Consider the following 19852-nt stretch of genomic DNA (forward strand, 5'->3'; position numbering starts at 1 on the left):
ACGCCGGTGGGTGGGTTAGCCGGCCGCGTAGTCCGGGGTCATGACGGCGGCCAGGGTGAGGTGGGAGGCGGCCTCCTCGTGCCTGCCCTGGCGTTGCAGCGTGCGGCCGAGGAGGTGGCGGGCGTAGGAGTCGTCGGGGGCCTCGGCCACCAGCGCATCCAGCGCCGTACGGGCGCGGTTGAGCTGCGCGGAGGCGAAGTACGCCCGCGCCGCCAGCATCCGCACGCCACGGTCGGCTCCGTGCTCCTCCATCAGCGGGCGCAGCAGCGTGAGGGCTCCGAGGGGGTCGCGCTGGTCGAGCAGCGACTCCGCGTGGCGCAGCCGCTCCACCTCGGCGGGCAGACGGCGGGGAGCGCGGCGGCTCGCGTCCTCCAGGAACTCCCTGATCGTCTCCGGCGACTGCGCGCCCTCCAGCGCGAGGCCGCCCGCCACGATCGTCGGCGAGGTGCGCACGCCCTTCGCCTTCCCGACGAGCAGCAGCTCGCGCGTCAGCGCGGCGCCGGGCAGCGTCTGGGGAACGCGGTCGAAGCCGGTGCGGTCGGACTCTCCCGCCCGCGTCGCCGCGCGGGCCGGGGAGGCGGTGTAGCCCGCCTCCCCGGCCAGCCCCGCCTCCGTGGCGATCGCGGTCAGGACCGCGAGGTCGCTGATGTCCTGGACGTCGACGAAGTGGGCGCGCAGGACCCGCTCCACCACCCGGTCCTGCAGCTCGGCGCCGCCCTTCTCGTACGCCAGCGCGATCAGCCGATGCGCCTCCAGCGTCCCGGCCCGCCACCCGGAGCCCCACTGAGACCCGAGCCCTTCCGCGGCGGCGACCTCGGCGACCCGTGCCCGGTTCTGGACAGGGGACAACCCCGGCGCGCACGCGCGCAGTGCCTCGTCGGCCATGGGATCCCGCAACATCTCCGTCATCGGCACCGCTCGCGCGGGCGCCGACGGGTCGATCTGGTACGGCCGCCAGACCACCTCGATCGGCTCGCCCTCCCAGGAGGCGAGTGCCTTCTCCAGCCGCCGCTTGCCGATGTGAGCCCACCCGCAGACGACGTCCGCCCAGATCTCGATACGCATGTCGCCAAAGTATGCGACATATGTCGAATAGTCAACATATGTCGCATAGGCGATGAATGTCGTATAGTCGGTGGCGTGAACTCGGATGATCCACGCGCCGTGCGCACCCGGGCCCGGCTCAAGGCGGCCGTGCTCGAACTCGCCGCGGGGCAGGAGCTGGCCACCATCACCGTGTCCGCCCTGGCCAAGCGCGCCGAGGTGAACCGGGCGACGGTCTACCTGCACTATCCGGACGTGGACTCGCTGGTCACCGACGCCATGGAGGACACCGTCGCCGCCGTCGCCAAGGCGGCCGCGCTGTGCCCCCTCGACGCGCCCCGCGACCGGGCTCCCGGCCCCCTCGCCGAGCTGTTCGAGCACGTGGCGGCCAACGCCACCATGTACGCCCGCATGCTCGGCTCCCACGGCAGCGCCCGCTTCGGCGCCCGCATGCGCGAACGCCTCACCGCCGAGCTGACCGTCCGCTTCGCCGAGGGGCGTCGGCCCGGCGGGTGGGACGACGTGCCGGTGGACGTGCACGCCGCCTACCTGGCCGGCGCCCTGGTCGGCGTGATCGCGCACTGCGCGGCGGGGGAGCGGTCTGAGCACGCTGAGGCGGCGGCGCTGGCGTTCTGGCGGCTCTTCCGCAACGGGTGCCGGGCCGCACAGGAGCAATGACCGGGCGGCGGCCGGGGCGCGGCCAGGCGGTGATCGAGGCACGACCCGGCGGTGACCGGGCGCGAACGGCTGGGCGGTGATGGGGAGAATTGCCGCCCGTCGTAGCATTTTCGTCGTCGGACAGCGGGATAATGTGCCCGGTTGTCATCGCGCGAATGATGGGGGTTCTCATGCGCCTCGCCAAGGTCTGTGCCGCCGCTTCCAGGCGAGGGTGCCGAACCACCCCGTAACCGGTCGCCGCCGGGCTCGTACCGGCGGGCGAACACTCCTCGTCTGAAGCGGTCGCTCGCATAACCGGCCGCGTTTTCCCCCTTTCCTTTCGAGGAGCCCCTTTGCGTGCCTTCATGTCCGCGCGCCTCACCACGTCGTGGACCGGTCCGCCCCGCACGAGCGCGCCCAGGCCCATGCCGTAGAACGCCGGTCCGCTCGTACCAGCTCGTGCCGCAGGACGCGGTCGCCCGCCTGACCGGCGGCGCATGACCCTGCCCGGACGAGCGTGAGCCGGCCCATGCCCTCACTCCTCCCTCAGACACAGCAGGTGAATCCAGCCATGCTCCCCGAAGGCCTCAGGGCCGCCCTCGACCAGGCCCTGTCCCGCTTCTCGCCCCAGGAACTGTCCGACTCCGTGGCCCGCCTGACCGAGCGCTACCGGACGGAAGGCGTCTCGACCGGCGGCAACCATCTGCGCTCGCGAGCCGACATCGCCGCGTACGCCGCCTACCGCATGCCCGCCACCTACGCCGCGGCGGCCACGGCCATGCGCCGCGCGGCGGAGTTGATGCCGGGGTTCGAGCCGCGCACCCAGCTCGACGCCGGTGGCGGCACCGGCGCGGCGATGTGGGCGGCGGGCGAGGTGTGGCCGTCCATCGAGAAGGTGACGGTCGTCGAGCACGACCCGGACGTCATCGACCTGGGCCGCAGGCTGGCGCGCGGGTCCCGGGCGCCGCGTGGCACGACGTGGCGGCAGGCGTCCGTCGGACCCGGCCTCGACCGGCCCGCCGCCGACCTGGTCACCATGTCGTACGCCCTGGGCGAGCTCCCGGCACCCGACCGCCCCGCCGTCGTACGCGAGCTGGCCGAGAACACCACCATGGTGATCATCATCGAGCCCGGCACCCCGGCCGGCTACGCCACCGTCGCCGCCGCCAGGGAGGTCCTGACCGCCGCCGGCCTGAGCGTCGTCGCCCCCTGCCCGCACGACGGCCGGTGCCCGGTCCAGCAGGGACGCGACTGGTGCCACTTCTCCGTACGCCTGCCGAGGACCGCCCTGCACCGCCGCATCAAGGCGGGCACGCTCAGCTTCGAGGACGAGAAGTTCTCGTACGTGGCCGCCACCACCGGCCCCCTGCCGCGACCCGCCGCCCGCGTCGTCCGTCACCCGGTCAAGCGCAAGGGCATGGTGGCCCTGCGCCTGTGCGCCGACGGCGACGAACTCCGGGACGTGATCGTCTCCAAGCGGCAGGGCGACCTCTACCGCCGGGCCAGGGATGCAGACTGGGGCGGCACCTGGTCGCTCGACGAGTGACCGCGGATATCGGCAAAGATCAGATTCCGGTGCGCCACCCGCGCCATTCTGGAAAGGTGCAGATGACTGACCTCCTTCATTCCCTTTACGCCCGGCGCCTGCGCCGTCAGATCACGGCAGGCCCCCTGCCCCGACACGTCGGCATGATCATGGACGGCAACCGGCGCTGGGCCAAGCAGATGGGCATGGCCAACCCGAGCATCGGCCACAAGTACGGCGCCGAGCACATCGACCACGTCCTGTCCTGGTGCGAGGACCTCGGGATCCACCATGTGACCGTGTTCCTGTGCTCGACGGAGAACCTGCAGCGCCGCGGCGACGAGGAGGTGGCCTTCCTGCTGCGGGTGATCGAGCAGATGGTCGCCGACCACCTCGACCGGCCCGACGCCCGCTGGCAGGTCCACGTCGCCGGGATGCTCGACATCCTGCCCGACACCACGGCCCGCGCGCTCAAGAGCGCCGTCGAGGCGACCCGCACCTGCGCCACCGGCTTCCACCTCACCCTGGCCATCGGGTACGGCGGCCGCCAGGAGGTCATCGAGGCGTTGCGCGAACTCCTGTACGAGCGGGCCGAGGCCGGCGAGTCCATGGTGGAGCTGGCCTCGACCCTGACCGTGGACGACATCACCCCGCACCTTTACACGGCCGGGCAACCCGACCCCGACCTGGTCATCCGGACCAGCGGCGAGCAACGCATGTCGAACTTCCTGCTCTGGCAGTCCGCCTACTCCGAGTTGTACTTCTGCGAGGCGTACTGGCCGGCCTTCCGCGAGATCGACTTCCTGCGCGCCCTGCGCAGCTTCGCGGCCCGGCAGCGGCGATACGGCTCGTGATCATGCTGAATCGTGACGAGGCGCTGGCCGTGTTCGACCGCGAACTGCGACGCGAGGCCGCCCCCGACGGCCCGGACAGCAGGGTCGAGCGGGCCGGTGACGTGGTGCGTCAGGTGGGGCCCGAGCACGGCTGGAACGGCGTCCTCTGGTCCGGCCTCGATCCCGCCGGCGCGGACGCGGCCATCGCCGGGCAGGTGCGCTACTTCGGGCGGCTGGGGCGGCCGTTCGAGTGGAAGTTGTACGGCCACGACCTGCCCGCCGACCTCGACCGCCGCCTCCTGGCAGCCGGCTTCACCGCCGAACCCCCTGAAACGCTCATGGTCGCCGAAGCCGCCCAGATCGCCGATGAGCCCGCCGGCGTCCTTCCCGAGGAGGTGCGGCTGGTCCCGGTGACCGGCCAGGAGGAGGTGGAGCTGGTGGCGGACGTCCATGACCTCGTGTTCGGCGCCACCCGCGACCACATCAGGCAGCGCCTGCTCGCCCAGCTCGCCGCCGGCACCGTCATCGCCGTCGTCGCCATGGCCGGTGACGTGCCCATCAGCGCCGCCCGCATGGACCTGCACCCGGGCACCCGGTTCGCGAGCCTGTGGGGCGGCGGCACCGCGCCGGAATGGCGGGGGAGGGGCGTCTACCGCGCGCTGGTGGCCTACCGGGCACGCGAGGCCGTCGCGCGTGGTCACCGCTATCTCCAGGTGGACGCCTCCGGCCTGAGCCGCCCGATCCTGGAACGGCTGGGGTTCGCGTCGCTGACCACGACGACGCCGTACGTGCATCCTTGAGTACCCTTGACCTGCACCCGTACGACCTGTGAGGAGAACGGCACGTTGCCCGGAAAGAACCCGCGCGAGCTCGGCCTGCTGGCCGACTGCGAGAGCTGCTTCGGGCTGTGCTGCGTCGCGCTGCCGTTCGCGGCGTCGGCCGACTTCGCCGTGGACAAGGACGCCGGCCGGCCCTGCCACAACCTGCGTGACGACTTCCGCTGTTCGATCCACTCCCAGCTCAGGCAGAGCGGGTTCCAGGGATGCACGGTGTTCGACTGCTTCGGCGCCGGCCAGAAGGTCTCACAGGGCACCTTCGAGGGGCGGAGCTGGCGGGAGGCCCCGGGGACGGCGCGGCAGATGTACGCGGTGTTCCCGGTCATGCGGCAGCTGCACGAACTGCTGTGGTATCTGGCGGAGGCGCTGACCCTGGAGGCCGCGCAGCCCGTCCACGCCTCGTTGCGCCAGGCACTGGAGGAGACCGAGCGGCTCACCGGGCAGAGCGCCGACGTGCTGGAGAAGCTGGACGTGGCCGCCCACCGGGCCGAGGTCAACGAACTGCTGCTGCGGACGAGTGAGCTGGCGCGGGCCGGGCTGAAGGGCAGGGAACACCGGAGTGCCGACCTGATCGGCGCCCGGCTGCGGGGCGCGGGGCTTCGGGGTGCGAACCTGCGGGGCGCGTACCTGATCGGGGCGGACCTGCGGGACGCCGACCTGCGGGACGCCGACGTGATCGGGGCCGACCTCAGAGGCGCCGACCTGTCGGGCGCCGACCTCACCGGCGCCATCTTCCTGACGCAGGCCCAGGTCAACGCCGCCAAGGGCGACACCGCCACCCGCCTGCCCGGCGCCCTGACCCGGCCGTCGCATTGGGCGGAGGAGGGCCGGCCGCCGGCCGCGTCCCGCCGTCCACGCCGCCGTCGCCGCTGACGGACCGTTCCCCGGGGACGTTATGGTCATGATCTGGACCCCTGGGACAAGGAGCAGCGGCATGACCGTCAGCGCGTACCCCGTGACCGACCCCGTCGCCGAGCACGGCGAGGGCCCCGTGTGGTCGGGCCGCTGGGGCGGGCTGCGGTGGGTGGACATGCTCGCGGGCGACGTCCTCGCGCTCGACGCCGGCGGCGGGGTGCGCCGCCGGCACGTGGGGGCGGTGGCCGCCGTCGTCAGGCCCCGTACGTCCGGCGGTTACCTCGTCGCGGCCGAACGGGAGCTGCTGCTGGCCGACTCCGACGACCTGGACGCCCCGCTGCGCTCCCTCGGCGAGGCGTGGAGCGACCCCGGCATCCGCATGAACGAGGGCGGCTGCGACCCCGACGGCCGCTTCTACATCGGCAGCATGGCCTACGACGCGAGCCCGGGGGGCGGCACGTTCTACGTGGCCGGGCCAGGGGGCGAACTGCGCGCGGTGCTGCCCGGGGTGACGATCTCCAACGGGTTCGGGTTCAGCCCGGACGGGCGGCTGGCCTACTACGCCGACACCCCGACCGGGCGCGTGGACGTCTTCGACTACGCGGAGGGCGGATTGAGCGGGCGGCGGCCGTTCGCCGTGGTGGACCCCGGGCTAGGGGCGCCGGACGGGCTGACGGTGGACGCCGAGGGCGGGGTGTGGGTCGCGCTGTGGGAGGGCGGGGCCGTGCACAGGTACGACGCGGGCGGGCGGCTCGACGCCGTGATCGAACTGCCGGTACGGAAGGTCACGGCGGTCACGTTCGGCGGCGAGAACCTCGACCGGCTGTTCATCACCACCTCCGCCCTCGGCGTGGAGCGCGAGCGGGAACCGCTGGCGGGCGCGGTCTTCGGGGCCGAGCCCGGCGTGCGCGGCCTGCCGGTGCTGCCCACCACCCTCTGACCGGCGGCGTCACCCGGAGGGAGCTGGCGGGGGGCGACGTCCAGCGCGCGCCTGCGGACGGGAAGGGCCGTCTGCGGCGTCAGCCGGCTTTCCATCATCACCACGGCCGCACGGTAGGCGACCGACAGGCGGTAGGGCGCCGGCGTGAACGTCGCCCATAGCTTGGACCGCCATCTCGGCTCAGCGGTTCCATTGATGGGCGAACCGGCTCAATCTGGTGGGCCGTCCCCGCTCTCAGTGAGGGCGGGACACGGCGTGGCAGGCGCCGAAACCCTCGGCGCGCAGCACGATCCGGCCCGACGAGACCCGGATCGCCACCTCCGTCCCGTCCCGCGGCTCCGGCACCCCCGCCGCCGCCGCCAGCGCCCCCGACTCGTCGTACACCACCCGCAACCGCGGCCACGCCTGCGGCGGGAACGCCTGCCGCAGGCACGTGCTCACCTCGGCGAGAACCAGCCGGGCCAGGGGAAACAGTTCCTGGGGCGTGCCGGTCACCACGACGGCCGTGACCTCGGCCCCGGGTGGCGCCGCGCGTACGGCCTCCTCCGCGGCCGACAACCGGTGCAGCCCGAGCACCGCCACCACCCCGTCACGCTCGGGCCGCGCGGCCCCGCCGCCGACCGCGTCCACCAGGCCCGTCGGCGGCGACCAGGGCTCGTCGATCTCCCGCACCTCGGGGTTCATGGGCGCCACCGCCCACCGGTCGCCCAGGTCGAGGCCGGCGAGCTGCTCGCACACCCGGATCACGTTGAACGGATCCACGAACCCCGGCGCCGCCGCCGAGAGCTGCCCGGCCCCCTGCAGGACCGTCAGCGCCGCCTCGGCCAGCCGCACCAGCCGCCCGTCGGGCTCCTTCGGCGGCCGCAGCCGCTCCATGGCCAGCCCGAGCAGCACCGCGTTGAGCATCATGAGCTGCGCGTACGGCTTGCGCGTGACCTCGTCGGCGAGGATCTCCGGCATCAGGTGCATGCCCAGCCTGCTTGTCTCACGCTCGTCGTCGGTGGCCAGCGGCAGCCGGGTCACCCACGCCCGCGCCGTCTCCCCGAGCGCCTCCCGCACGGTCAGCGCCGGTTCGGCGGCGGCCATCACGGGCGCGCCCTCCGCCAGGTCGGCCAGGACGGCGAAGTAGAGCGCCCGTTTGCCGGGAAAGTTCGAGTAGACGGCTCCGCGCGTCAGCTCGGCGCGATCCGCGATGTCGTCGATCTTCGCCTCCCGGAATCCGCGCTCAGCGAACTCCGCCTTGGCCGCGGCCAGCACTTTCGCGCGATTGCGCTCCTGGGCCTCCGCTCTGGTGAGCCGGACCAACCGTCCTCCTCGTTGCCGTGCGCTCCGCAGCCAAGATACCGTGAACATTCAGATGATGAGATCATTCGAAAATCGCGGAGAGATGACCATGACCGACGTGCCTGAGATCGATCTGTCCGATCCGGCCGTGCTGAGCGACCCCTTCGCCGCGTACGCGCCGGTCAGGGAGCAGTCGCCGGTGGCGCGGCTGGTGGCGCCGGGATTCGGCCCGTTCTGGGTCGTGACCCGGCACGAGGAGGCGCGGGCGATGCTGGCCGACCCGCGCCTGGAGATCAACAGCGGCAGCTTCATGCGCCCCGACGTGCCGGAGCACTGCCTGCCGTACCTGCGCACCATGTCCGAGATGAACGGTCCCGAGCACTCCCGCCTGCGCCGGCTGGTCGCGCCCGCGTTCACGCCGCGCCAGGCCACCCTGTTCGGGCCGCGCATCGAGCGGCTCGTCGAGGGTCTGCTCGACGAGCTGCCCGAGGACGAGCCGGTGGACCTGCTGGAGCGCTTCGCCCGGCCGCTGCCGATCGACGTGATCTGCGAGCTGGTCGGCATCCCCGCCGCCGACCGCCCGAGCTGGCGCGAGTACGGCGCCGCCGTCGCCTCCGGGCACGGCGAGAAGTTCGGGCAGGCCATCCCGGCGGTCATCGAGGGCGCCAAGGCGGCGATCGCCCAGGGCAGGGCCAAGCCGGCCGACGACCTGGTCTCCGGGCTCGCGCGCATCAACGAGGAGGACGGCGACCGGCTCTCCGACGACGAGCTGGTCACCATGGTCTGGCTGCTCGTGCTGGCCGGCCAGACGCCCGCGAACCTCATCGCCAACGCCGTGCTGACCCTGCTCACCCACCCCGGCCAGCTCGCCACGCTCCGCGCCGACCCCGCCCTCATGCCGCGCGCGGTCGAGGAGCTGGCGCGCTGGTGCGCCCCGGGCGTGATGACCGTCCCCCGCTTCCCCATCGAGGACGTCGAGATCGCCGGCGTGCGCATTCCCAAGGGGGAGCCCGTCACCGCCTCGATCGTCTCGGCCAACCGGGACCCGCGCGTCTTCGACGAACCCGACAGGTTCGACGTCACCCGGGAGCCGTCGCCGCACCTCGGGTTCTCGCACGGGCAGCACTTCTGCGTGGGCGCGTCGCTGGCCCGCGTACAGGTCGGCGTCGCCCTCGGGGTTCTGCTGCGCCGCTTCCCCGGGCTCGCGCTCGCGGGGGAGGTCTCGTACCTGCCGGATCCGGGCACCCTGCGGCTGGCGTCGCTGCCCGTGACCCTGCGCCCGGCCGGCTGAGATGGCGCGCCCCGGCAAGGGCGGCGACGCGCTGCGCTGCTCGTTCTGCGGCAAGAGCCAGAACGAGGTACGCAAGCTCATCGCAGGCCCGCCCTCCGTCCACATCTGCGACGAATGCGTGGGCCTCTGCATCGAGCTGATGGAGGAGGAACGCGCGCAGGACGGCGGCACGAGCGGGGACCCGCCGAGGCCGCGCGAGATCCACGACTTCCTCGACCAGTACGTGATCGGCCAGGACGAGGCCAAACGCGCCCTCGCCGTGGCCGTCTACAACCACTACAAGCGCGTCCGCGCCTCCGACCAGGACCCCGTGGAGCTGGGCAAGTCGAACATCCTGCTCGTCGGCCCCACGGGCAGCGGCAAGACGCACCTGGTGCGCACCCTGGCGCGGCTGCTCGACGTGCCGTTCGCGATCGCCGACGCCACCGCGCTCACCGAGGCCGGGTACGTCGGCGAGGACGTCGAGACCATGCTGCTCAGCCTCATCCAGGCGGCCGGGGGCGACCTCGGCAAGGCCGAGACCGGGATCGTCTACATCGACGAGATCGACAAGATCGCGCGCAGGAGCGAGAACCCGTCGATCACCCGCGACGTCTCCGGTGAGGGCGTCCAGCAGGGGCTGCTGAAGATCCTTGAGGGCACGGTCGCGAGTGTCCCTCCCCAGGGCGGCAGGAAACACCCCCACCAGGACCTCCTCCAGATCGACACGACGAACGTGCTGTTCATCGCGGGCGGGGCGTTCGCCGGCCTGGAGGAGATCGTCGAGCGCCGCCGCGCCCGCCGGTCCGCCGGCTTCCGCGCCCTCCCGGAGGCCGGGGACGACGACCCGCTGTCCCTGGTGATGCCGCAGGACCTGCTGTCCTTCGGCCTCATCCCGGAGCTCGTCGGCCGCCTGCCCGTGCTCGCCCCCCTGCGCGCCCCGGACCGCACGGCGCTGACCCGGATCCTGACCGAGCCCCGCAACGCCCTGATCAAGCAGTATCGGCGGCTGTTCGAGCTGGACGGGGTGGAGCTGGAGTTCTCGCAGGACGCCGTGGCCGCCATCGCCGAGCAGGCGCTGCTCCGCCGCACGGGCGCCAGAGCCGCCAGGGCGGTCCTGGAGGAGGTGCTGCTCAACGTGATGTACGAGGTGCCGAGCAGGGACGACGTGGCCCGCGTCGTGATCACCCGCGACACGGTCCTCGACAACGTCAACCCCACCTTGATCCCCCGCGCCCACCGCGACGCCGGTCCCCACGAGAGGTCCGCCTGACTCCCCTCCCATCGGGAAAGGACCTGTCCGGCTAAGGGGCGTCCTCGCCGACGAACATCCGGCAGATCGGCGCGGTGGGCGGTCCGGCCGTGGCCGCGTACGATTCGCTGTCGTCGCGTGGCTCGTAGCCGAGTTTCCTGGCCGAGGAGATGTCCCAGTGCCGCCGGGTGTTCGCCGACATGCCGAAGTGCGCGCTCCAGCCAGGTCCCGCGCTCAGAGCGGCCAGCACCAGCGAGCCCGCGTCGCGGTCCGACAACCACACGCCGAGGTACCTCGCCTCGTCCATGGAGTAGCCGGTCGCGCCGAGGCGCAGGCAGACCACGGAGGTGCCGGTCAGGTCGGCGTGCAGGCGGCCGAGGGCCTCGACGACGACCTTGCTGAGTCCGTACGAGCAGCAGGGGCGCGGCTCCCACGAGGGGTCGACGGGATGGTATTCGGGGCGGTTGTACTCGCCCATCGTGTGCACCGTGCTGGCCAGCACCACGCGCGGCACGCCCTGAGCGGCGGCGGCCTCCAGCACGCGCCGGGTGAGCGCCACGTTCGCGTGGTAGACCTCCTCCCAGCTCGCCGACGTGCGGGGGTCGGCCGCCAGGTGCACCACCCCGGACGCTCCGGCCAGCGCCTCCTCGGCCACCCCCGGCCGCGCCAGGTCTCCGACCAGCACCTCCTCGCCCGGCAGCGCCTCTCCCGCGCTGCGGTCGGCGACCCGCAGCGGGTACTCCCGCGCCAACGCCGGCCGCACCAGCTTGCCCACACGCCCGAATCCGCCCGTGACCACGACAGGCCCCATGCCCTGACCCCCGTTCCGCCGTCCCCTCCGACGGTATGCCGCCGCACGAATACTGATAAGTCCCGATTTATCGCGTCTTGACCACGCCTGGCAAGCCTGGCCTTCCCCCGGCCCCTCCCGACCGGCTGCCCCCGGCCGGCCCCAGGAAACGGCAAGCGTCGGCCACCCGGACGAATGCACCCCCGTCCGGGTGGCCGGAGCCTCAGGGCGCCGGGACGGCCCGGTGCCCCCGGGCGCTCCTGAGGCTTGGAGGGGCGGGGAGGCCGGGTGGCGTTGACCTCCCCGCCCGCGAAAGAACGGGGCGGGGCTACCCGGCCAGCTTCTCCAGCGGACGCCCCGCGCCCGCCTCGCCGTCGCCCCACGTCCCCGCCCCGAGCACCACACCCCGCCGCACGATCTCCACCGTGACGAACTGCGCGCGATCGTGCCGCACCACCCGTACGGAACTCGCGCAGCAGGCCGCCGCTATTTCCCCGGCGAACGCCTCGAAGTCCTCGGCGCAAATTCCGGCCCGGAGCAGAATGAATGCCCTTTCCCCGAAGTCGGCCGGCGCTATCCAGAGGACCAGCGGAATTCGGCCCTTTCGCGTGTGCATAGGCGTCTCCAGGCACACCCGCTGCAGCCGGTGCCGGGAGAACAGGCACCAGAAATGGCCCCGGATCCATTTCCTGCCGACCGGGATCGTGGCCGGCACGGACACGGTCCCGGCGAGCGCGGCCGGCGCCCACCACAACCCCTGCCCCATGGCCGCCGCGATCAGGAAGGCCGCCCCGACGGCCATTCCGAGCAGGACGAACTCCGTGCGCCACCGCCACAGCAGCGCGACCATGCCCGTCCCCTGATCCGCCCGCTCCTGCCCCTCGGCACGCCCATACGGGTTGTGGCGCAGATTACGCATGGACATGTCGTTCACCCCCGGCGATAGGGAGCGCGTCGAGCCGGGCCGCTTTGAGCGCGTCGAAACGCGGGTCGCGATACCGGCGAGAGCCGAACCCCGTCTTGGTCACCGTCCACCCGTACTGGCGGGCTCGCTCGTCCGGATTCGCGCACAGCGCCTGATCCGCGCGGGCCAGCAACGCGCTGATCCGATCCTTGATTCGCGACACTCGCTCGGTGACGTGCAGCATTTCGGCCACCACTTCCCCTCCGTCTTGGCCGCTGCTGAAAACCCCTCAATATCCGACTGCCGTTGCCGCAAGTTTCCTCCGCGCCCGCCAAGTCAGCGATAATGCTGGCTTCCCGGTTAGCCGTTCGGTTTTCCTCACCCGTTGAGCCCTGCTGGCACGGCGGACTACCGTTTGCCGGGTGACGTCCTTCCGGATAGTGATCGCCGAGGACAACTTGTTGGTGCGGGCCGGCATTCAGGCGCTCGTCGCCACCGAGACCGGTGTCGAGGTCGTCGGCGCCTGTTCGGGCTACGACGCGCTCATGGCGTGCGTCGACCAGGAGAAGCCGGACGTCGTCGTCACTGACATCCGCATGCCTCCGACCATGACCGACGAGGGCATCAGGGCGGCCACGGCGCTGCGCGCCACCCATCCTGAGGTCGCGGTGCTGGTGTTGTCGCAGTTCCTCGACCCCGCCTACCTGCTGGCCCTGATCGCGCAGGGCAGCAGCAGGCGCGGATACCTGCTCAAGGAGCGCATCGCCGCGCCCGGCGAGCTGAGCTCGGCGGTGCGGACGGTCGCCGCCGGCGGTTCCTTCATCGATCCCGTGGTCGTCGACTCGCTGGTGTCGGCCAAGGCCCGCAACGACTCGGGGCCGCTGCGGCAGCTCACGCCCCGCGAGCGCGAGACCCTGACCGAGGTCGCGGCCGGCCGGTCGAACCTCGCCATCGCGGCCGGGTTCAACGTCACCGAGCGCGCGGTCGAGAAGTACATCAACTCCATCTTCGTCAAGCTCGGCCTGCGCGGCGACCGCGACACCAACCGGCGGGTCAAGGCCGTCCTGATGTTCCTCGACTCCGACTCGTCCGTGAAATAGGCCGAAACAGGCACGGAGATAGTGATGGTGGCACCACCGACACGGCCGCTGCCGGATGCGACGATCAGCCTTGTGGAGCAAGACCTGGTGCGCGTCCTGGTGGTGGACGACCTGCCGTCGTTCCGCCGCGCCGTGGCCGGAGTGATCGCCGTCGTGGAGGGGTTCGTGCTGGCCGGCGAGGCGACCAGCGGTGAGGAGGCGCTCGACTTCCTCCAGGACCACCCGGTCGGGATGGTGCTGATGGACGTGAACATGCCCGGCATGGGCGGCCTGGAGGCCGCCCGGCAGATCAGGTGGGGGCACCCGGACGTCACGGTGGTCCTGCTGTCGGTCAACAACACAGAGGATCTGCCTCGTGACGCGATGGTGATGGGGGCTCATTATCGGCACAAGGCCCGCTTCGGCCCCGACGAACTGGAGGCGCTGTGGAGCGACGGGGGGCAGGAAGGTTCCTAGCCGGTCTCCGGGGGCACGAGATCATCGAGATCGGCGCGCCCGAATGGGAGCGGCTGCGCACCTACGTACAGGCCGACCTCGTCGGTGTGCTGGTGGCCGCGGTCTGGCTGATCGCCCTGTGGGTCGAGGAGCTGCGCGACGGCTGGCTGCTCGCGATCGCCGGGCTGCTGCTGGTCATGGCGGGGTTCCTGGTCCGCGCCATCCACCTGATCCATCGCTACCGGCGCTTCGCCGCGGTCGTCGTCTTCGCGTTGTCCAACTGGATCGTGGCGATCGCGGTCACCTCGGTGGTGCCGTTCGCGCTGTCCACGCTGGCGCTGGCCGTGCTGCTGCCGGTCCTGGTGGCCGTGCAGCACATGAACCACGCGCGGCTGTCGGCGATGCTCGGCGCGACCATGCTGGTCGGCACGGCGCTGGTCGTCGTCGGCAGCGTGCACACCGGGGTACGGCTCGAGGAACGGGTTCCTGATTCGGTCATGGACGCGCTGGCGATCGCGTTCATCCCGTTCATCACGATCCTGGTGTCGCTGGCCGCCTGGCAGAACCACGGCATGCTGGTCGCGCGGACGGAGGCGCTGCAGGAGTCGCGCGCCCGGCTCGTCGCGGCGGCCGACCGCGAGCGCTGTCAGATCGAGCGCAACCTGCACGAGGGCGCCCAGCGGCGCCTGGCCGCCGCCGCGGAACAGACCCGGCAGGCCAGCCTCCTGCTGGACACCGACCCCGGCGAGGCGGGGCCGCTGCTCGCCCGCTTGTCGGAGGACCTGCAGGAGGCCAGCGCCGAGCTGCGCGGCCTGGCGCACGGCATCTACCCGCCCCAGCTCGGCCAGTACGGCCTGGAGACGGCCCTGCGCGGAGCCGCCCAGCACGCCTCGCTGCCCACCACCGTCGACGCCGTCGGCATCGGCCGCTACCCGCCCGAGATCGAGATCAACGTCTACTTCTGCCTGCTGGAGGCCCTGCGCAACGCGATCAGGCACGCGGGGGAGAAGGCCACGGTCACCATCACCCTGCAGGACCGCAACGGCCTGTCCTTCGACTTCCGCGACACCGGCATCGGCTGCCACCCCGACCTGATCCACACCGGCTCCGGCATGATCAACATGAACGACCGTCTCGGCGCCATCGGCGGCACCCTCACCATCGACACCAGCCCGGGTGGCGGGCTGCACCTGCACGGCCACCTGCCCCGCTCCGCCCTGGAGAGCGCCGGGGTGGAGCGTTCCCACCGCGAGCCCGGCGGCGCCGTCCGCGGCGCGCTCCAGGGCATCTGGTACGCCATCGCCCGCCTCTACACGAACCTCCAGCGCAGTGCCCAGCCGCACCCGCACCAGTACATCGCCACCGGCCTCTGGGCCATCCTGGGCGTCGCGCTCGGAGCCGGCACGGTCGCCCTGTCGATCTTCGCCGCCACCCGCGTCCCCTGGCTGCTCGTCCTGGCCGGCGGCTGCGGCACGGTGGCGCTGCTGGTCGTCATCGCCCTGCGCGTGGTCAGGACCGAGCGCATCGAGCACGCCATCGCGATCTCGGCGGCCATCACCTGGTGCTACGCGCTCGCGCTGACCGTGCTGATCCCGTCGGCCCTGCCCTACGCGACGCTGGTGACGGTGGCGCCGGTGCTGCTGTCCGTGGCCTACCTGCCGGGCCGCCGCTTCAAGGTCATCATGGCCGGCACGGTCGCCACCGCCGTCGCCATCACGGTCGCCGGCCGCTTCACCCCCGGCATCGGGTTCGAACAGGACGTCCCGCGCTGGGTCGTCGCCCCGGTCGTCATCGGGCTGGTGGTGCTGGGCCTGACCAGGGCCTCGTACCTGGCCTGGCACAACCACGTGATGCTGGTGGCCAGGGCGGAGGCGCTGCAGGAGTCGCGGGGCCGTCTGGTGGCGGCGGCCGACCGCGAGCGCCGCCAGATCGAGCGGGACCTGCACGACGGCGCCCAGCAGCGGCTGGTGGCGGCGGCCGTGCAGTCGCGGGTCGCGCAGCGGCTGCTGGCCACCCAGCCCGCCGACGTGGGCCCGCTGCTCGCTCAGCTCCGCGACGACCTGAGCGAGGCCGGGGCGGAGCTGCGCGACCTGGCGCACGGGATCTACCCGCCCCAACTGGCCGAATCCGGCCTGGAGGCCGCGCTGCGCGCGGTCGCCAGGCACTCCCCGCTGCCGGCCGAGATCCACGCCACCGACCTCGGCCGCTACCCGCCCGAGATCGAGATCAACATCTACTTCTGCCTGCTGGAGGCGTTGCAGAACGCCGGCAAGCACGCAGGGGAGCACGCCACGGTCACCATCGACCTGCGCGAGAAGGACGGGCTGTCCTTCGACTTCTACGACACCGGCATCGGCGCCCGTCTCGACGCGCTGCGCACGGGGCACGGGATCACGAACATGTACGACCGCCTCGGCGCGATCGGCGGCACCCTGACCATCGACACCCACCCGGGGGAGGGCCTGCACCTGCATGGGCACATCCCGACGTGAGAATGTCTCTGATACTGTGACGGTCTCGACGAGGATCGTCATAGGGGAGGTGAGACCCATTACCGCTGTGTCAGGCTGGGTGCTCCCCTCCGGTATTCGTGCGGTCCGGGATTAGGTGACCGCGGGAGCGCCCATCGGCATCCCGAAAGGCTCCCATGTCGGTTTTTTCATCATCTATCCCTATCTCTGAGGTCGTCACCCGGCTCCGTACCGCGGGCTGTGTCTTCGCCGAGGACGAGGCGGACCTGCTCCTGACCACCGCCCCCACCCCCGGCGATCTGATCGCCATGGTGGAGCGCCGCGTCGCCGGCGAACCTCTCGAACACGTCCTGGGCTGGGCCCGGTTCTGCGGCCTGCGGGTGTTCGTGGAGCCAGGGGTGTTCGTGCCCCGGCCGCGTACCGAGTTCCTCATCCGGCAGGCCATCGCGCTGGGCCGCGCGGTCGCCGGGACGCCGGTGATCCTGGACATGTGCTGCGGCACGGGCGCCATGGGCGCGGCGGTGGCGGCGGGCCTGGAGCGGGCCGAGCTGCACGCCGCCGACCTCGACCCCGTCGCGGTGCGCTGCGCCCGCCGCAACCTGGCCGGCGCGCACGTTCACGAGGGCGACCTGTACGAGCCCCTGCCCTCCTCGTTGCGCGGCCGGGTGCACGTGCTGATCGCCAGCCCCCCGTACGTGCCGTCGGAGTCGGTCGGCCTGCTGCCGCCGGAGGCCCGGCTGCACGAGCCGCTGATGGCGCTCGACGGCGGCGCCGACGGGCTCGACGTCGTGCGGCGGGTGATCGACGGGGCGTCCGGCTGGCTCGCTCCGGGCGGCCACCTGCTCGTGGAGACGAGCGAGCACCAGGCGGAGGCGACGGCCGGGGTGGTGTCCGCGGCCGGTCTGGCGGCCCGGGTGGCGACCTCGGAGGAATGGGACGCCACGGCGATCATCGGCACCCTCGGGACGCCTTAGCGGTGTTAAGGTGTTCCGCCATGGCACAGAAGGGACTGGCGCGGGACACCGTTGTGCGCGCGGCGCTGGAACTGCTCGACGAGGTCGGGCTGGAGGGCCTGTCCATGCGCCGCCTCGCCGCCCGTCTCGACGTGCAGAACCCGGCTCTCTACTGGCACTTCCGCAACAAGCAGGAGTTGCTCGACGAGATGGCCCGCGCGCTGCTCCTCCCCGAGATGGGCGGGCCGGCGCAGGGCGAGTCCTGGCGGGAGTGGCTGACCCGCCGGGCCCACCGCCACCGGCGTACGCTGCTGAGCCACCGCGACGGCGCCCGCCTGGTCGCGGGCGGCGACCCGGGCCCTGACACGGCCCGGAGGTTCGAGGAGGAGCTGAAGACGCTGGCCGGGCTCGGGTTCTCGCCGGAGCAGGGGCTGCACACGATCGCGTCCCTCAGCCACTACACGCTCGGTTTCGTGCTGAACGAGCAGGCCGCTCGCGATCGGAGCAGCCGTGGGGCGAGCCGGGAACTGGCCGCCTACGCCGCCGACTTCCCGCTCACCGTCGCGGGCATCAGGGCGGGCGGCGCGCCCACCAGCGACGAGGCGTTCGCGTACGGCCTGCGGCTCCTCCTCGACGGCCTGGCCGCCTCCCACCCGGCCTGACGCGCCCGGCAGGATCGAGGGAGATAGGCGATCATCGTCTCCGTCGGACAGTGACGAGGAGGCAGTGGTGCGGAATTTAGCGATGGTCGCCGTCATGCTGGTCAGCATGGGGCTCCCGGCCGGGAGCGCGGCCGCGGCGGCGGGGGACTACTGGGTGGTCGGAGGGGACCAGACGGGCCGGCGGCTGATCGCGTTCGATCCCGCCGTGGCCGACTGGAACAGCTCCGCCGCCGTGAAGTGGACGTGGCAGCCGAGCGTGTCACCCGGCCGCTTCACCACCGACGAGGTGTCGGCGTTCGGGCTCATCGCCGACTTCAAGCTGCGCGATCGGCCGGCGGGCGGCCAGAGCGTCGTGGTCGCGGCGGGCGGCGACCGGGGCATCGCGACGATCGTCTCCTACCCGGCGGGGGTACGCCAGTGGGCGCGCATCCTGCCCGGCAACCTGCACGCCGCCGAACTGCTGCCCGACGGCAACATCGCCGTCGCCGCCTCCACCGGGGGCTGGGTCAGGGTGTACGCCTCCTCGCAGGGCCCGGACGCGGGCACATACGGCGAGTTCCCCCTCACCGACGCGCACGCCGCCCTGTGGGACCCCGCCATCAGGCGCCTGTGGGTCATCGGCCAGGACGCCACCTCCAAGCAGCCCATCCTGACCGCGCTCGCGGTCGAGGGCACCCCCGCCCGGCCCGCGCTGCGCGAGGACACCCAGCGCAGGGTGGCCCTGCCCGCGGGAGGGGGCCACGACGTGTACGCCCACGCCACCGACCAGGGCAAGCTCTGGCTGAGCACGGGTTCGGCGGCCTACCTGTACGACAAGGGCGCCAAGGCCTTCACCGCCGCTCCCGCCGGGGCGAACAGGGGCGCCGTCAAGTCCATCGGCAGCCAGCCCTCCGGCCAGATCGTCCAGACGCGCGCCGACGCCGCCAAGACGCCGCCGGGATCGTGCACCGCCAGCACGTGGTGCACCGACACCGTGGACTTCTTCCAGCCGTCCATGACCCGCAGGCGCACGGGGGCGGCCTTCTACAAGGCGCGGGTGTGGAGCCCGTACTACGGCGTCGCCGATCGGAGCCTGCGCGGCACCGTCTGGGACCGCACGCGTGACTCGTCCGGCGCGTGGGAGGTGAACGCGGCCGAGGTGGACGACAACGGCGGCATCTCCGGCGTGGCGGTGGCGGCGCTGCCGGACGGAGGCCTGCACGTGCTGACCGTGGTGCCGGGCAGCGGCGTGTGGGACCGGGGCCGCAGCGCGGCGGGGGTGTGGGACGAGCACTCCGTCAAGATCGATGCCAACGGCGATGTCTCCGGCGTGTCGGCGGCGGCCCTGCCCGACGGCACCCTGCACGTGCAGACCGTCGTCCCGGGGGCGGGCGTCTGGGACCGCGCCCGGAGCGCGGCGGGAACGTGGGCCACGAGCGCCACGAAGATCGACGAAAACGGTCAGATCTCCGGCGTGTCGGCCGCCGCGCTGCCCGACGGCACCCTCCACGTGCAGACCGTCGTACCAGGGGCCGGAGTCTGGGACCGCACCAGGAACGCGGCGGGAGCCTGGGGCGGTTCGGCGAAGATCGACGCCAACGGTTCGGTGACCGCGATCTCCGCCGCCAGCCTGCCGGACGGCACCGTGCAGGTGCAGAGCGCCGTCCCCGGCTCCGGCGTCTGGAACCTCGCCCGCGCCGCGAACGGCGCCTGGGACGCCTCCCCGGTGCGGATCGACGCCAACGGTTCGGTGACCGCCCTCTCCGCGGCCGCCCTGCCCGACGGGACCGTGCACGTGCAGACCGTCGTCCCCGGATCCGGCGTCTGGAACCGCTCCCGCGGTGCGGCGGGCGCGTGGGCCGGGAGCGCCACGAAGATCGACGCCAACGGCAGCGTCCTGGACGCCTCGGCGGCGGGGCTGCGCGACGGCGCCCTGCATCTCATCACCCTCCCCGACCTCGCCTAATGGATTTGCCCCTTTTGCAGTGCGGCATGCCATTGTTTGTTCGTGGACTTCGCCGCTGATTCGCGCTTCTATTTCCCCGTCGATTTTCATGACGGA

At 72.4% G+C, this 19852-nt stretch carries 19 protein-coding genes and 1 pseudogene; 14 read left to right on the forward strand and 6 right to left on the reverse strand.

Annotated features, from left to right (window positions below):
• Positions 1 to 15: 15 nt before the first annotated feature.
• Positions 16 to 1065: a DsbA family oxidoreductase gene (locus ACFPZ3_RS26790; protein ID WP_379516987.1), complete on the reverse strand. Its 1050-nt coding sequence runs from the start codon at positions 1063 to 1065 to the stop codon at positions 16 to 18.
• Between the two features lie 75 nt (positions 1066 to 1140).
• On the opposite strand from ACFPZ3_RS26790, the gene ACFPZ3_RS26795 reads away from it, so the two are divergent.
• From ACFPZ3_RS26795 to ACFPZ3_RS26820, 6 genes are all read left to right on the forward strand, one after another.
• Complete coding sequence (locus ACFPZ3_RS26795) at positions 1141 to 1722, forward strand: TetR/AcrR family transcriptional regulator (RefSeq protein WP_379516988.1); 582 nt, start codon at positions 1141 to 1143, stop codon at positions 1720 to 1722.
• 550 nt (positions 1723 to 2272) lie between these two features.
• Complete coding sequence (locus tag ACFPZ3_RS26800; protein ID WP_379516989.1) at positions 2273 to 3247, forward strand: small ribosomal subunit Rsm22 family protein; 975 nt, start codon at positions 2273 to 2275, stop codon at positions 3245 to 3247.
• A 56-nt stretch (positions 3248 to 3303) separates the two neighbouring features.
• Positions 3304 to 4080: a polyprenyl diphosphate synthase gene (gene uppS / locus ACFPZ3_RS26805; RefSeq protein ID WP_379516990.1), complete on the forward strand. Its 777-nt coding sequence runs from the start codon at positions 3304 to 3306 to the stop codon at positions 4078 to 4080.
• Positions 4081 to 4082: 2 nt separating this feature from the next.
• A complete protein-coding gene (locus ACFPZ3_RS26810) occupies positions 4083 to 4859 on the forward strand; it encodes a GNAT family N-acetyltransferase (protein WP_379516991.1) in 777 nt (258 codons plus the stop codon).
• A 45-nt stretch (positions 4860 to 4904) separates the two neighbouring features.
• On the forward strand, positions 4905 to 5768 hold the full coding sequence (locus ACFPZ3_RS26815) for a pentapeptide repeat-containing protein (RefSeq protein ID WP_379517063.1): 864 nt from the start codon (positions 4905 to 4907) through the stop codon (positions 5766 to 5768).
• A 61-nt stretch (positions 5769 to 5829) separates the two neighbouring features.
• Positions 5830 to 6690, forward strand: coding sequence for an SMP-30/gluconolactonase/LRE family protein (locus tag ACFPZ3_RS26820; RefSeq protein WP_379516992.1), 861 nt, complete (start codon positions 5830 to 5832; stop codon positions 6688 to 6690).
• Between the two features lie 65 nt (positions 6691 to 6755).
• Here the strand turns inward: ACFPZ3_RS26820 and ACFPZ3_RS26825 are convergent.
• Positions 6756 to 6887 (reverse strand): annotated as a pseudogene (locus ACFPZ3_RS26825) (Pvc16 family protein); the annotation flags it as partial.
• A gap of 37 nt (positions 6888 to 6924) precedes the next feature.
• Complete coding sequence (locus tag ACFPZ3_RS26830; protein ID WP_379516993.1) at positions 6925 to 7995, reverse strand: TetR/AcrR family transcriptional regulator; 1071 nt, start codon at positions 7993 to 7995, stop codon at positions 6925 to 6927.
• Between the two features lie 88 nt (positions 7996 to 8083).
• On the opposite strand from ACFPZ3_RS26830, the gene ACFPZ3_RS26835 reads away from it, so the two are divergent.
• Together ACFPZ3_RS26835 and clpX are read left to right on the forward strand one after the other, a co-directional pair.
• Positions 8084 to 9265, forward strand: coding sequence for a cytochrome P450 family protein (locus tag ACFPZ3_RS26835; protein WP_379516994.1), 1182 nt, complete (start codon positions 8084 to 8086; stop codon positions 9263 to 9265).
• A 1-nt stretch (position 9266) separates the two neighbouring features.
• A complete protein-coding gene (clpX, locus tag ACFPZ3_RS26840; protein WP_379516995.1) occupies positions 9267 to 10517 on the forward strand; it encodes an ATP-dependent Clp protease ATP-binding subunit ClpX in 1251 nt (416 codons plus the stop codon).
• A gap of 31 nt (positions 10518 to 10548) precedes the next feature.
• On the opposite strand, the gene ACFPZ3_RS26845 is transcribed toward clpX, so the two are convergent.
• The 3 genes from ACFPZ3_RS26845 to ACFPZ3_RS26855 form a co-directional block, all read right to left on the reverse strand.
• The gene (locus ACFPZ3_RS26845) at positions 10549 to 11307 is read right to left on the reverse strand and encodes an NAD-dependent epimerase/dehydratase family protein (RefSeq protein ID WP_379516996.1); all 759 of its coding nucleotides are present in this window, start codon (positions 11305 to 11307) and stop codon (positions 10549 to 10551) included.
• Positions 11308 to 11614: 307 nt separating this feature from the next.
• Positions 11615 to 12211: a hypothetical protein gene (locus tag ACFPZ3_RS26850; RefSeq protein WP_379516997.1), complete on the reverse strand. Its 597-nt coding sequence runs from the start codon at positions 12209 to 12211 to the stop codon at positions 11615 to 11617.
• Positions 12198 to 12443 (reverse strand): hypothetical protein, encoded by a 246-nt coding sequence (locus tag ACFPZ3_RS26855; RefSeq protein WP_379516998.1) that lies wholly within the window; start codon positions 12441 to 12443, stop codon positions 12198 to 12200. The genes ACFPZ3_RS26850 and ACFPZ3_RS26855 overlap by 14 nt, the downstream gene beginning before the upstream one ends.
• A 169-nt stretch (positions 12444 to 12612) precedes the next feature.
• Here ACFPZ3_RS26855 and ACFPZ3_RS26860 point away from each other — a divergent pair, with 169 nt between their 5' ends.
• The 6 genes from ACFPZ3_RS26860 (at position 12613) to ACFPZ3_RS26885 (ending at position 19756) form a co-directional block, all read left to right on the forward strand.
• Positions 12613 to 13290 carry a response regulator transcription factor gene (locus ACFPZ3_RS26860; RefSeq protein WP_379516999.1) on the forward strand — a complete coding sequence of 226 codons (678 nt, stop codon included), beginning with the start codon at positions 12613 to 12615 and terminating at the stop codon, positions 13288 to 13290.
• Positions 13291 to 13362: 72 nt separating this feature from the next.
• Entirely contained in the window at positions 13363 to 13746 is a 384-nt protein-coding gene (locus ACFPZ3_RS26865; protein WP_379517000.1) for a response regulator, read from the forward strand.
• Complete coding sequence (locus ACFPZ3_RS26870) at positions 13716 to 16217, forward strand: sensor histidine kinase (RefSeq protein WP_379517001.1); 2502 nt, start codon at positions 13716 to 13718, stop codon at positions 16215 to 16217. Before ACFPZ3_RS26865 ends, ACFPZ3_RS26870 begins: the two co-directional genes overlap by 31 nt.
• Positions 16218 to 16372: 155 nt before the next feature.
• Positions 16373 to 17170 (forward strand): putative protein N(5)-glutamine methyltransferase, encoded by a 798-nt coding sequence (locus ACFPZ3_RS26875; RefSeq protein WP_379517002.1) that lies wholly within the window; start codon positions 16373 to 16375, stop codon positions 17168 to 17170.
• A gap of 20 nt (positions 17171 to 17190) precedes the next feature.
• Positions 17191 to 17811, forward strand: coding sequence for a TetR/AcrR family transcriptional regulator C-terminal domain-containing protein (locus tag ACFPZ3_RS26880; RefSeq protein WP_379517003.1), 621 nt, complete (start codon positions 17191 to 17193; stop codon positions 17809 to 17811).
• Between the two features lie 67 nt (positions 17812 to 17878).
• Positions 17879 to 19756 (forward strand): DUF6528 family protein, encoded by a 1878-nt coding sequence (locus tag ACFPZ3_RS26885; protein ID WP_379517004.1) that lies wholly within the window; start codon positions 17879 to 17881, stop codon positions 19754 to 19756.
• Positions 19757 to 19852 lie beyond the last annotated feature (96 nt).

It is taken from the genome of Nonomuraea insulae, assembly GCF_042656245.1.